The sequence below is a fragment of the Robertmurraya siralis genome (assembly GCF_005502275.1).
Classification (GTDB): Bacteria; Bacillota; Bacilli; order Bacillales; family Cytobacillaceae; genus Robertmurraya; species Robertmurraya siralis.
In genome coordinates this window covers 309526-323116 of sequence record NZ_SWLZ01000002.1, presented here as the reverse complement: position 1 = coordinate 323116, position 13591 = coordinate 309526, and the positions used below count along the sequence as shown (strand labels likewise).

Annotated in this window: 14 protein-coding genes; all 14 read left to right on the top strand. The window is 35.9% G+C overall.

Features of this window, described 5'->3' with window-relative positions:
* Positions 1-2 precede the first annotated feature (2 nt).
* The 14 genes from FCJ93_RS04510 (at position 3) to FCJ93_RS04445 (ending at position 13536) form a co-directional block, all read left to right on the top strand.
* Positions 3-1565 (top strand): recombinase family protein, encoded by a 1563-nt coding sequence (locus FCJ93_RS04510; RefSeq protein ID WP_456238952.1) that lies wholly within the window; start codon positions 3-5, stop codon positions 1563-1565.
* A gap of 134 nt (positions 1566-1699) precedes the next feature.
* The gene (locus tag FCJ93_RS04505; RefSeq protein ID WP_137743027.1) at positions 1700-2830 is read left to right on the top strand and encodes a helix-turn-helix domain-containing protein; all 1131 of its coding nucleotides are present in this window, start codon (positions 1700-1702) and stop codon (positions 2828-2830) included.
* Between the two features lie 32 nt (positions 2831-2862).
* Positions 2863-3816 (top strand): alpha/beta hydrolase, encoded by a 954-nt coding sequence (locus FCJ93_RS04500; RefSeq protein ID WP_170211207.1) that lies wholly within the window; start codon positions 2863-2865, stop codon positions 3814-3816.
* Between the two features lie 21 nt (positions 3817-3837).
* Positions 3838-4557 (top strand): CPBP family glutamic-type intramembrane protease, encoded by a 720-nt coding sequence (locus FCJ93_RS04495; RefSeq protein ID WP_137743025.1) that lies wholly within the window; start codon positions 3838-3840, stop codon positions 4555-4557.
* A gap of 72 nt (positions 4558-4629) precedes the next feature.
* A complete protein-coding gene (locus tag FCJ93_RS04490; RefSeq protein ID WP_137743024.1) occupies positions 4630-5085 on the top strand; it encodes a GNAT family N-acetyltransferase in 456 nt (151 codons plus the stop codon).
* Between the two features lie 33 nt (positions 5086-5118).
* Entirely contained in the window at positions 5119-7371 is a 2253-nt protein-coding gene (locus FCJ93_RS04485) for an MFS transporter (RefSeq protein WP_137743023.1), read from the top strand.
* A gap of 141 nt (positions 7372-7512) precedes the next feature.
* Positions 7513-8433 (top strand): helix-turn-helix transcriptional regulator, encoded by a 921-nt coding sequence (locus FCJ93_RS04480; protein ID WP_137743022.1) that lies wholly within the window; start codon positions 7513-7515, stop codon positions 8431-8433.
* Positions 8434-9145: 712 nt separating this feature from the next.
* A complete protein-coding gene (locus tag FCJ93_RS04475) occupies positions 9146-9688 on the top strand; it encodes a GNAT family N-acetyltransferase (RefSeq protein WP_137743021.1) in 543 nt (180 codons plus the stop codon).
* A gap of 485 nt (positions 9689-10173) precedes the next feature.
* A complete protein-coding gene (gene ant(6) / locus FCJ93_RS04470; RefSeq protein ID WP_137743020.1) occupies positions 10174-11034 on the top strand; it encodes an aminoglycoside 6-adenylyltransferase in 861 nt (286 codons plus the stop codon).
* Between the two features lie 335 nt (positions 11035-11369).
* Positions 11370-11630, top strand: a complete 261-nt coding sequence (locus FCJ93_RS04465) for a hypothetical protein (protein WP_095309046.1) — start codon at positions 11370-11372, stop codon at positions 11628-11630.
* An 8-nt stretch (positions 11631-11638) separates the two neighbouring features.
* Positions 11639-12010: an aspartyl protease family protein gene (locus FCJ93_RS04460; RefSeq protein ID WP_170211206.1), complete on the top strand. Its 372-nt coding sequence runs from the start codon at positions 11639-11641 to the stop codon at positions 12008-12010.
* Positions 12011-12110: 100 nt separating this feature from the next.
* Positions 12111-12155, top strand: coding sequence for an erythromycin resistance leader peptide (locus tag FCJ93_RS25850; RefSeq protein ID WP_137743070.1), 45 nt, complete (start codon positions 12111-12113; stop codon positions 12153-12155).
* 350 nt (positions 12156-12505) lie between these two features.
* Positions 12506-13357, top strand: coding sequence for a 23S ribosomal RNA methyltransferase Erm (gene erm, locus FCJ93_RS04450; RefSeq protein ID WP_095309042.1), 852 nt, complete (start codon positions 12506-12508; stop codon positions 13355-13357).
* 2 nt (positions 13358-13359) lie between these two features.
* Positions 13360-13536 (top strand): GrpB family protein, encoded by a 177-nt coding sequence (locus tag FCJ93_RS04445; RefSeq protein WP_235879413.1) that lies wholly within the window; start codon positions 13360-13362, stop codon positions 13534-13536.
* Positions 13537-13591 lie beyond the last annotated feature (55 nt).

The following is a 13591-nucleotide window of genomic DNA, read 5'->3' as shown; positions in this document are numbered from 1 at the left end:
CAGTGAGGAGGAATGTAACAGTCATTCCGGCAATTAAACGAGTCGGAAATAATAAAAATAGTGAAAGCAAACCCAAAATACGAGTGGCTGCTTACTGCCGTGTTTCAACGGATAGTGAGGAGCAAGCTTCAAGCTATGACATTCAGATTGAACATTATACAAATTATATTAAGAAGAACAAGGAATGGGAATTGGCGGGTATCTTTGCGGATGACGGTATCACAGGTACAAATACCAAAAAGCGTGATGAATTTAACCGCATGATTGAAGAGTGCATGGCGGGCAATATTGATATGATTATCACAAAATCCATCAGCCGATTCGCCAGAAACACGTTGGACTGCCTTAAATACATCCGTCAATTAAAGGATAAAAACGTTGCTGTGTTCTTCGAGAAAGAGAATATCAACACCATGGATTCTAAGGGTGAAATCTTGCTGACGATTATGGCATCCCTTGCCCAACAAGAAAGCCAATCCTTAAGCCAGAACGTAAAGCTAGGTATTCAGTATCGATATCAACAAGGTGAAGTCCAGGTCAACCACAAGCGTTTCCTTGGTTACACCAAGGATGAAAACAAGCAACTGGTTATTGACCCAAAGGGTGCTGTGGTTGTTAAACGGATTTATAGAGAGTACCTTGAGGGAGCCAGCCTTTTACAGATAGCAAGAGGGTTAGAAGCAGATGGTATTCTTACTGCGGCAGGCAAAGCCAAATGGAGACCGGAAACACTGAAAAAGATACTGCAGAATGAAAAGTACATCGGTGATGCCCTTCTACAAAAAACATATACGGTTGATTTCCTTTCTAAAAAGCGAGTCAAGAACAACGGCATTGTTCCTCAGTATTATGTGGAAAACAGCCATGAGCCTATCATTCCACGCGAGCTTTTTATGCAGGTTCAAGAAGAGATGGTTCGAAGAGCAAATCTTCGAGGCGGCAAGAACGGCAAAAAAAGGGTCTACAGCAGCAAGTATGCTTTATCGAGTATCGTTTACTGCGGACAGTGCGGCGATATTTACCGACGGGTACATTGGAATAACCGAGGCTATAAGTCTATTGTTTGGAGATGCGTCAGCCGTTTGGAGGAAAAAGGATCTGAATGCACTGCTCTTACCATAAACGAGGAAACATTGCAGACAGCAGTGGTCAAGGCTATTAACAACCTTTTGGCTAAAAAAGAACCCTTCCTCTCAACCTTGCAGAAAAATATTGCTACTATATTTAATGAAGAAAATGATAATGTCACCGATGATATTGATAGCAAATTGGAAGAATTACAGCAACAGCTTCTTATACAAGCAAAGTCAAAGAATGACTATGAAGATGTGGCTGATGAAATATACCGCCTTCGAGAATTGAAGCAAAATGCACTTGTAGAGAATGCAGAGCGTGAAGGAAAAAGGCAACGAATCGCTGAAATGACTGATTTCTTGAATGAACAATTCTGCGAATTGGAGGAATATGATGAGCAGTTAGTAAGGCGGCTTATTGAAGAAATAACGGTATTCAATGATAAATTTCTAGTTAAGTTCAAATCAGGTATTGAAGTTAATCAGGAATAATACTGTAATGAATATTTCATTGGATATTAGTTGATTAATTCAACTACTAGTTGAATTAATAGTATATAAACAACTATAATTCCCTTGTTGGATTTATTATCTGTATTTATACTTTTATTAAAAGGAGAAATTTTATGAGGGAGTTTAAATTTTCGGACAATGTTATATTTTTGCGAAAAAAATTTGGAATGACCCAAGGGGATGTTGCCGCTTATATAGGGGTATCGGGTGCAGCAGTGTCTAAATGGGAACAGGGATTAAGTTATCCAGATTTATCCTTGCTACCTAAATTGGCATCTTTGTTTCACACGACCATTGACGAATTGTTGGGATATGAACCACAACTGACTGCGCATAAAATAATGGAAATGTACCATAATTTTTCAAAGCGATTCCTTGAAGAAAGTTTTGAAACAGTTCAAGCGGATGTGGAGAAGATGGTAAAAGAGTATTATTCCTGTTTCCCGTTATTGGTAAGAATGGCTCAGTTGTATTTGAACCACTATTCCTACTCACAAAATTCTCAAAGTGTTTTGGAACGAATCGTCGAATGGTGCGGGCGTGTCGTAGAATTAAGCGACGATCACAAACTGATCCAAGAAGCGCAGATCATTTATGGCTCTGTATTGTTAATTAAGAACAATCCACAAGAGCTTTTAAAAAGTGTAGGATCTGAAGTTCCTATTCAATTGGGGGTAGAAAAACTGATAGCAGAAGCTTATGCGATGCTTAAAGATTATGATAAGGTCAAAGAAACATTGCAGGTTACTACGTTTCAACACTTATTTAGTATGGTATTAAGCGAGATAGAATTATTGAAATATACTTCAGATAGTCAAAATCTATTTGATGAAATGGTCAATCGTCTGGAAAAAGTGATAGACATATACCATATTGAACAATTAAATGGTCTTATAAAACTCATCTTTTTTTATGAAGCTTCGTTAGGCTATATGAAACAACATCGGCATACAGACGCATTGCGTATGCTAGAGCACTTTTATCATACAAATAAACATCTGTCATTTCCTATTAAAATTAGTGGGGATAATTATTTTTATACCGTTGACAATTGGATTGAACAGAATATTCGCTCGGGTCCTTATGCTCCGCGCAATGAGCAAGCTATCAAAGACGATTTGCTGAACATGTTACAGAAAGAACCGCTATTTGTTCCGTTACATGAAGATCCAAAATTCAAGTGGATAGTCAACAACTTGCAACGTATGTTTCAATCCAAGCGAGAAAACGGATCAATCAATTGAAAGCTAACAAAATGCTGATACGGAGGATAATGATGATAAAAGAAGATATAAAAATTCCAGTAGATTATGGGAGAATCGAAATCGCTGCAACAGTGGAAAAACCTGGAGATGAAAAAAATTCGGACGTTCTCATTGTGATGATTCCAGGAAGCGGACCAGTTAACCGCGACGGCAATATGAGAGGAATGCGTGCAAGTATTTATCAACAACTTGCTGATGCATTGGTACAGTCGGGATTTGCTACCTTAAGATATGACAAAATTGGCGTAGGAGAAAGCACAGGCGATTTTAACCGCGCGGGACTTGACGATGCAGTTCAATGCGTAAGCGACATCATTGATTATTGCAACTCATCTGAGGATATGGCATTTACAAAAATCTTTTTGCTAGGACATAGTGAGGGCACGATTATAGCCACACTATCCGCCAGTCGAAAACAGGTGGATGGAATCATTTTATTGTGTGGTGCCGGCACATCATTGAGAAGTGTCATAACCTCTCAAAATGAGGCATTATTATCAGAAATCGCTAGAAAATCCGGGTTTGCCGGAGCGCTTCTGCGCAAGCTTGTGTCGCCTGAAAAACAGCGGCTCAAGCAGAAAAAGCTATTTGATAAAGTCATGCAAACGAATAAAGCGACTGTAAGGATTAGTGGACAGATCGTTCAAGCGAAGTGGTTAAGAGAGCATTTATTTCTGAACGATCAACAAATTTTGCAGCTGTTGTCCTCATTAACGTGCAAAGTGCTAGCCATTTACGGAAGCAAAGACGTCCAATCGCCAATAAAGCCTTTCTATCATTTGAAAAATTTAGATTTAGACCATGTTCAAACGGTAATGATTGATGATATGAATCATATGTTGAAGAAGCAAAAAGAAGCTTGTACTTTATTAGCATTAAAAAAAATCTATAAAAAATCGGCTAATGAACCAATTGTCTCTGAACTTGTCGATGAGATTAAGAATTGGCTTCAAGCTGTGCGCTGAGAATGTTAGGAGATGTTAATGATGAAAAAAGTGATTGCTGTATTCATTTTAGGGTTGGTAGCAGGTGCGATTTTAGGAGCACAGCAAGTCATGTCTTTAACGCCTGAAAGGGAAAGCCAAATCGTTGCCCAACTCGGGTCAAAGCAAGTCATTATTATCGTGGCTATGTTGCAAACAGCAGTTATGACGGGTATTGCCACGATAGTAGGATCTTGGGCTTCTCCAAAGGTAGGTTTGAACAAACCGATTATTTATAACAGAAAAAGCATTGCCGCGGCAGTGGTTATCGGACTCGTATCTGCCAGCCTCATCGTCATTCCGGAAAAGCTTGTCTTTGCCGAAGTATTGGGGCTGGAGGATAAATTTGAATTCTCCTGGCTTTATTTTCTTGGCAGCGTATTATACGGGGGAATTATTGAAGAAATACTTCTAAGGTTTGGACTTATGACGCTTATTATATGGATTGCCAGCAAAATGACGAAATCTACAAATAGCAATGGAATTTACATTGCCGGTATTATCATCGCCGCGCTTCTATTTGCAGCTGGACATCTTCCTGCGACCGCGCAAATGTTGGGGTTAAGCCAAGTGTCTGTCATCCGCACGTTGTTTCTTAATTTTTTGCCGGGGATTGGGTTCGGCTATTTATATTGGAAGCACGGATTAGCATATGCAATGCTGGGACATATCTCTACGCACGTCATTAGTCAATGGCTCCTTCTCCCTTTATTGTTCAATTAAATGGAGAACAAGAGAAACAGAATATGAATGGATTGCGCAGATTTTTACAGAATGTTCGGGGTTTAAGCAACGATGGAAGAACTTATATTTCACGACATTAACATGGAACACATTCCGATTGTGAATAGTTGGTATTGCGATACTGACAGTTTTCATGTTGAGAAGCTGACAGAATTTATCCATTATGTAACTTCAAATTCTGATTATGACTGCTGGATGATTTCAAGCAATAACGAGTTTATAGGTAAAGTAGGTGTTGAAATAGAAGAAGACAAGGCCTACATATCCATTATAATAAGGCCTGATTACAGGCGCAAGGGATACGGAAAAAAAGCACTTCAGCAAATCATAAATAAATATATGAATACCGTTATAAAACAAATGATCGCCGGTATTTTCCATACGAACGAAGCAAGCAAACGATTATTTTTGTCCGTTGGATTTATTCCTTTGTCCAATGATCCTGATGAAGATGGTTTTATAAATGTTGTATTTCACTATAAAGAGAAAACATCATCGATTTTTTAGTTTATATTTTTTGAAAAGGAGGTAGAGAACGTTATGCCAGAAAATAAAACTTCAAAAGTTAAATTTTTATATAGGATGAATATGTTTAAGCATTGGGCACAGCTTTCCACAGGATGGAAAGGAGCAGCAATAGGATTGGGTACCGTATCTTTACTATTATACATTGTACAAGGGTATTACATGATAGGAACTCGTGGAATCGTAGATTACATGATTGGTAGTGTTGTTTTTCTGTTTACGATGATCTTATTATCTGGCTTCATCACATTGTTCATTTATTGGACGAAGAAAATACCTTCTCTTTACATGTGGATCGCACTCGCCTGCTTTTTCCTAGTGTTTATATGTTTTATCGGTCCTTTGAAATTAATGTTTATTGTCACACTATCCATCATGGTTTCCTTTTCTATCATGGGGATGACGATTTGGTGCATGTTGAAAGGTCAATATCGTCAGTCAAGTAAGATATCAAAAATCATGACGATCGTGCTGTCATTTTGTTCACTGGCCTATATTCTTATTGGTGGTTATTGGTTATTTCATAATGGTGATAACGAATTGCCGATGTTATATAAACTGAAGACGATGAAAGCAATGGAACAGTATTCGCTCCCATTGGCAAATCCATCTGAGCTGGGGGATTATCATGTAAAGACATTATCGTATGGAGGCGCCAACAGCTATCGAAAGGAATTCAATGCTGAACATTCACTGATTACGAAGCCAGTGGATGGTTCGTCATTTGTGGAAAATTGGTCCTCCATCCGCACGAAAACATTTGGATTCGGGCCTGATCAAATGCCGCTTAACGGAACCGTATGGTATCCCGATGGAAAAGGAACGTTCCCCTTGATCATCGCCGTTCATGGTAATCATCTAGCAACTGATTATTCAGATCCTGGATATGCTTATTTAGGGAACCTGCTTGCCAGCAAAGGTTATATTTTTGTATCAATTGATGAAAACTTTCTGAATACTTCGCCATATGATGACTTATTCATGTTGAAGGTATTAAAAAATGAGAATCCGGCTCGTGGTTGGCTTATTTTAGAACATTTAAAGGTATGGAAGAAGTGGAATCATACAAAGGATCATCCATTCTTCAACAAAGTGGATATGAACCGAATTTCATTGATTGGACATTCTCGTGGTGGTGAGGCGGTGGCGATAGCGGCTCTTTACAATCAATTGCCTTCATATCCTGAAAATGGAACTATCAAATTCGACTATCATTTTGGCATTCGTTCCATTATTTCTATTGCAGGTACTGACAGTCAATATAAACCTGCGGGACAACTGACCCATTTGAAAGATATCAGTTATTTAGCCATTCAAGGATCACATGACATGGATGTAAGTTCGTTTGACAGTGTCAATCAGTACGAGAGAATTGATTTTACAGAAAATAGTCCCCATTTTAAATCAACGATCTATGTATATGGGGCTAACCATGGACAGTTTAACACAAAATGGGGAAAATATGACGGAATGGGTTTTGGTAATAGGCTCTATAATACAGCAAAAATTTTACCACAGGAGGAACAATTACAAATCGGGAAGGTGCTTGTTTCTTCATTTTTGGAAGCAACCTTGAAACAAAAAACAGAGTATCGACGTATATTTCAAGATATTGGCTATGCCAAGGACTGGCTTCCGGATACGATGTATATCAGTGATTACTGGGATGGAAATACTGTGATGGTTGCAAACTTTGATGAGGACATTGATTTTTCTACGACGACATTAAAAGGGGGAAGATTGGCTGGAAAGGCATTGAAGGAGTGGATCGAAGAGAAGGTCAAGATGAAATATGTTGATGGCCTACATCGTGCGGTTAGGCTTGACTGGGATCGTGCAACGACTAATAAAGTTCCAAACTACGGGGTTTTACTATCTGATATAGAAATTGATACAAAAGGAAGTGATTATATCGTTTTCTCAATGGCTGATCGAGAAGAAAAAAAGTTGGACGCAAAGAAACCACTACTCGATCTGTCTGTACAGGTAGAGGATCGCAGCGGCAATATAGCAAGCTTGCCATTAAGCAGTGTTACCTTCTTGTTGCCAATGCTTGAAGGGGATATTGTGAAATGGCCATTTACATCTTTGCTACCAACGAAAGAGCCGATATTTCAGAATTTTGCCTTTCAGTTGGAAGAGTTTAAAAAAGTGAATAAGCAATTTGAACCAGAAAATATGACAAAGATTAAATTTGTCTTTGATAAAAGCGACAAAGGGTCAATTTATTTAACCAACATCGGGATTCGTAAAGAGTTTTCCGATTAGTCCGGATTCACTGCTTATCAGATAGTTTAGTAAGTTTTTACCTTTATGTAAGATGATTATTAAATGTTGTGCAGAATTTGTATGTTAAATGTAAAGAAACGGGGCAATAAAAGATTTAACATATAAATGAAAGGAGGAAAAATGAATTATAGTAAAACATTTGGTAAGGTTATTAAATACCTTGAGGAGTTAGTTGTTAGCGGCGATGAAATTGATTATGAGGAGATTGGAAGAATTGTAGTTGCTCCGGTAGCTTTGTTTCAAAGAATATTTGTTTTTATTTCAAATGTTACGATTGCTGAATATGTAAGAAAACGAAGGCTAACGCAAGCAGGACTTGATTTAAAGAAAGGTAACGATTCTGTTATTGATATAGCGTTTAAGTATGGTTTTCATTCACATTCTGCTTTTTCAAGAGCATTCAAGGAATACCACGGAATCACACCTTCTCAAGCAAAACAAAAAAATGCAAAGCTCAATGAATATTACCCAATGAATTATCTTGATATGAGATATATAGGAGGGAAAAGAATTATGGCAGAATTAAAGAAGATTGTTTATAAGGAATTTGAGGAACGTCTAATGGTCGGAGTTCATAATAACACTTCATTTTTTGAGGCTGGGAACGCATGGAAATCTTATTTTGAAAGTGATAAGATTGACTATTTAAAAAGTTTATCTGAATTTACTTATTGTGAGGATATTGATGAAAATGATGGTATAGGAATGATGTTTAATTTTCAAGATACAAATACTTTTGAATTAATATTAGGAGATTTTATGAGGGTAAATACACCGGTTCCCCATGATCTGTACCAAAAACATATTCCAAGCGGAACGGTTGCTTGTATCCAAATTGAGGGAAATAACATCGCAGAAATTGTTGACTCAGCCTTCTTGTTAATTACAGAAGCCATTGAAAAAACTGATCAAGAAATTGATTTTGAACAGTTTTATTGGTGTGAGATATATACAAAAGAACGATATTCCCTTCCATTAAGTCGTGGTGAAAAAGTAGTTATCGATTATATTTTGCCAGTAAAATTAAAAAAAGACGAATAAGCCTCTTGTTTAATAAAATTCATAAGTAGTTTACCACATATTTTTATAACGAAAATATCGACATATAGTTATTTCAAATGGTTTCAATCAGGTGTTTGAAGGATTGAAACCATTTTTGTATGTTATTATTGATTGGAGAATGAACTCTTCGCAACGATATATTACGGAAGGTCTTCCTTTTACTGATTACATAAAAAAATATATACTTATACTAAGAAAAGTTAATTCATCATTGATATGTTTCCCCATACTTCATTTCTAAAAAAAACAGATAAAATCTATTGATATGTTCCCTCATACGTGGGATAAAAAATAGACACTAGACATCAATGCCATCAACTCGAGCCATGTGGAGTGTGTTTCACAGTTAGTTTTAAAAAATGATTGAGGGGAATTATAACCCCTCAACCTGTGCAAACTTGTAGTAAATCTTAACAACTTTGTTTTCGGTTACTTCGGTTTTATCAATGAAACGTAGTAACATCTCGGATGTTAATCTTTTGAACTGAACCAAAGTACTGTGTTCCGATAAATTCTCTTTTAATGTTCATAATTATCGCCCCTCTCAAACCTAGCAATCGTTCTATGTGGGCGAATAGTTTTCTAAAGTTTAGGAGAAGGGAATTAAATGTTTACTAGAATTTAGTTCCTCGATTTGGTAAAATCTTTTCAATTTATAATTTGATAGATTAAATTGTATGGAGGGGTTAATATGTTTGTTCATAAAATCGATGAAGATTTATCTTTAAAATTAATTGAATTAAGGGATGGGGAAAGAATATTCGAATTAATCAATAATTCAAGGGAGTATTTAAGAGAATGGCTTCCATGGCTAGATACTACAATAAAAATTGAAGATACAATTGAATATATAAAAATGTGCTTAAAAGGTTTTGCTGAAAATAAAAGTCTGAGTACAGTCATTTTATTCAAAGGAAATATCGTTGGAGTTACTGGCTTTAATAGTATTAATTGGTCAAACAATACAGCATATATTGGCTATTGGCTCGGGGAAGGATATCAAGGAAATGGTATTATGACAAGGGTAGCTAAAGCATTAACTGATTATGCATTTACTGAATTAAAATTAAATAAAGTGGAAATTAGGGCTGCTGTGGGGAATAAGAAAAGTAGAAGAATACCTGAAAGACTAGCTTTCGTTAATGAGGGCTGCATTAGAAGAGCAGAATGGTTATACGACCATTATGTTGACCATGTTGTTTATGGAATACTAGCTGATGAATGGATTAAATAGAAAAGTATTAAGAAAAATAAGAGTCATAGCAATACTTTAATTAGTACCTATGTATTCTCCGTTCGGTTCGCTCACTTCGGGGGCTTCGTTCCTCGCCCCTTTTTTCATTGACTAATTTTATAATAATCCATCAACATGCTTTAGTTGAAAAGGCTGAATCTACTTATTCCTTCGCAACAACAATATTAAATCCCCTGTTTTCAGCGACTTGTATGAGTCTTTTTAACCCCTAACGATTATCAACAGTTCCTGTATGAATATCCGTGTAGAAGTTACATAGATCATGTTGATTTTCAGTAAGATACAATCTTTTCATTTCCTTTTTTCATTGACTGACTGATTAATGATATAAAGTCTTGCGTCATTTTATACACTCTTTGAATGCTCCTGGCTATCTCCCGTTCGCCATATTAATCGTTGAAAGCATTGCGATAAATTTTTCAGATGAATTATAATTTTTATAACAGTCTATGGAGGTGATAACATTGAGAAGTAAGAAAGAAATGATGGATTTAGGGATGAATTTTGCTCTTAATTGTGAAAAAATTAGACTCTTTACTCTTGAGGGGTCACGAACAAATATAAATATTCCGAAGGATGAATTTCAAGATTATGATTTTAGTTATTTTGTTACAGATATGGATGATTTCAAAAAAAGTGATGATTGGTTAAGTTATTTTGGTGAAAGGATAATTATGCAAAAGCCAGAAGCCATGGAATTGTATCCACCAGAGCTGGGTAATTGGTACTCGTATCTAATGATTTTTGAAGACGGTACGAAAATCGACCTTACACTTATTCCACTTAATGAATATGAAGATTATTTCAAAAATAGCGATGGACTCGTTGAAGTCTTGTTGGATAAGGATAATCTTATTCAGAATTCAGTTATTCCGACAGATCGCTTGTACCACATTCATAAGCCAAGTGAACAATCATTTGATGACTGCTGTAATGAGTTTTGGATGACATCTACATATGTTGTAAAAGGTCTTGCAAGAAGGGAAATTCTCTTTGCTATTGATATCATGAATCATGCATTTCGTCCAAGTTTGCATACCATGTTGCGTTGGAAGGTTGGAGTGGAAACAGGTTTTTCTGTAAGCATTGGAAAATCGGATAAGTTCTTAAAAGAATATATTTCTGAAGAAATGTGGAATAACATTTTATCTACTTATGATATGGGCTCGTATCAAAAAATGTGGGAAGCACTTAATACTAGTATTGAATTATTTAGAGAAACGTCCCATTTTATTGCAAAAACATTTAATTATAAATATCCTGATTATGATGAGAAAGTGAGCATGTACATAGAAAGTATACGTAAAAAATATACCCAATTTTAATAGGTGCATTTTCCCTTGCCCGGCTATGGGGGTATATTAGGCAAGTGGAATGAATGTGTAAATTATTGGTATATATAAAAGATACATCAAGTTTTAACCTATTACCTGTATCCTCTTAAGAACAAGGGTCTGTGTTAAACAGAAAACGACTCTAAGTGTTAAATTAATGGATGATCACCAGAAGTCGAAAATCGGTGGAAGATTCTCGGATTTATAAAGACGTATCAATGTTTCTAAAGTCCTTAATAGTGTTTGTTTGTAAGGGGATTAACTTATATAAATCTAATTAATGTTATAATAAATGTAAATCACTTTCCAAATGGAGGGACTTTAAATTGAAAGGGTCTGAAGTTCGTCAGCTTTTTCCAGAACGCTGTGTTTTAGTAGAAGCATTAAAATCAGAAACAAGAGGAAAAGAAAGAATTATCGAAGAAATGTCAGTAATCGATGACTTTGAAAATGGCAATGCTGCATGGAAAGTATATAAAAAGCTACATGCGGAAAATCAAAATCGTGAATTATATATTTTTCACACAAATAATGAAGAAATAAAGATAATTGAGCAGCCGTATATAGGAGTGCGAAGAAGAGTATGAGATTTCAGATGAATGATCACTTACCTCTAGTATCTGTTGAGATTAAATACAATGGAAACAGAAAGACATTCAATAACGTGCTCCTTGATACTGGCTGTTCTTCAACCATTTTAGATACGGACTTATGTGAAGAAATCGGGCTGATGCTTGATTTAGAAAATGTCGTTACACGAAAAATGTACGGAATTGGCGGCACAGAAATTTGTATAGAACAAGAAGTAAGCAGCATGACAATTGATATGTTTCAACTCGATAAATTCACTATACAACTTGGTGATGTTAGAGAAATGCATGGATTTGATGATGTCATCGGCAGTGATTTTTTTCTTGCCCATGAATTAATCATTGATTTCGAAAATATGGAAGTTAGAAAAAATTAGGTTAAGGTAAATGTAGGTAGTATGATTTCCATTTGACTTTTTTTAACAGGGAGTCTATAATGACTATTGTATTTTAAATTTGTAGGAGGATTATTAAAAAATGACACATTCTATCAGACTTCGTTTCTCAACTTTGAATCAGTAATTGAATACTTTCAAAGGCTCTGTTTGTGAATGCAGAGTAGATGGGATAAGTCTGTCCTTTTTTAATAATCTTCATTTCGTATTGTAATACACGTATTTTGCCATTCAGCAATTACGCTGTGTTTTTTATACTATCTTTGTGTAGAGATAGTAAAATATGTAATGTTTAGAAAGACGGATAATTCTGCCTTTCTTTATTTTTGTCTAATTTTCCTTCCTTATTAATTGAACAGGAGGTTTATTTGATGAAGCTACTGAATCCATTAGGTTAATAAGGATGGGTCTTCTCCCTTTTACTCTGAATTACAGGCAGATCGCCTGTGATTTTTTATTAGGAAAGGAAGAGAAGAAATGACAAAAAAATTTCATAAGTATAGTGGGAAAAAATTAAGTCGTGGGGAGCCTCCCAATTTTTCTGGTCAGCATTTAATGCATAATAAGAAGTTGTTAGATGAAATTGTAAATCGGGCAAATGTTAGCAACAACGATATTGTTTTAGAGTTAGGTGCTGGAAAGGGTGCTTTAACAACAATATTAAGTCAAAGAGCTAGAAAAGTATTGGCGGTAGAATATGATGCCAAGTTTGTAGATATTTTAAACAGAAAAACAGCGCAATCTTCCAATACAATCATTATTCATAGAGATATTATGAAAATCCAATTGCCAAAAGAGAAATTTGTCGTCGTTTCGAATATTCCCTATGCCATCACGACGCCAATTATGAAGATGCTTCTTGATAATCCATCAAGTGGATTTCAAAGTGGTGTAATTGTAATGGAAAAAGGAGCAGCAAGGCGCTTCACGTCAAAATTCATTAAGAATTCATATGTTTTAGTTTGGAAAATGTGGTTTGATCTTCGTTATATAAAAGAAATTTCCCGTAATAATTTCTCGCCTCCACCGAGAGTAGATTCAGCAATGGTGATGATTACTCGAAAAAAAGAAGAGTTAATGCCAAAAAAAGAGTATAGAAATTTTTTACGGCTTGCAGAATATGCTCTAAGGCAACCACAAGCTCCATTCGAAATTGCTTTATCTGGTGTTTTTACACCACCTCAGATGAAATATTTGAGAAAAAACCTAAAAATCAACAATGAAAAGGCAATTGGAACACTCGATGAAAAGCAGTGGAGTATTATTTTTAAAACAATGGTGCAATATGTACCGTTCCACAAATGGCCAAAAGCCAACAGGAGAAAATAAGAATGATAAAAAAAACACTGAATCGAGATGGATTAAGAGCCAGTGAAACAGACTGGGAAGAAAGTGTGCAAGTCAAGCGAAGTTTGGCAAAAAGTAAGTGGCATCATGTTCAGCATTACGCAGATGCCAAAGCATCGATCGTTCAAGAAATTATGGAGCGGGCAAATGGTGTCAGGTAATACTGCAGTGGCGATAAATTTAATAAAGCGCATAGGTAAAAGAGTGTTTAAGTTT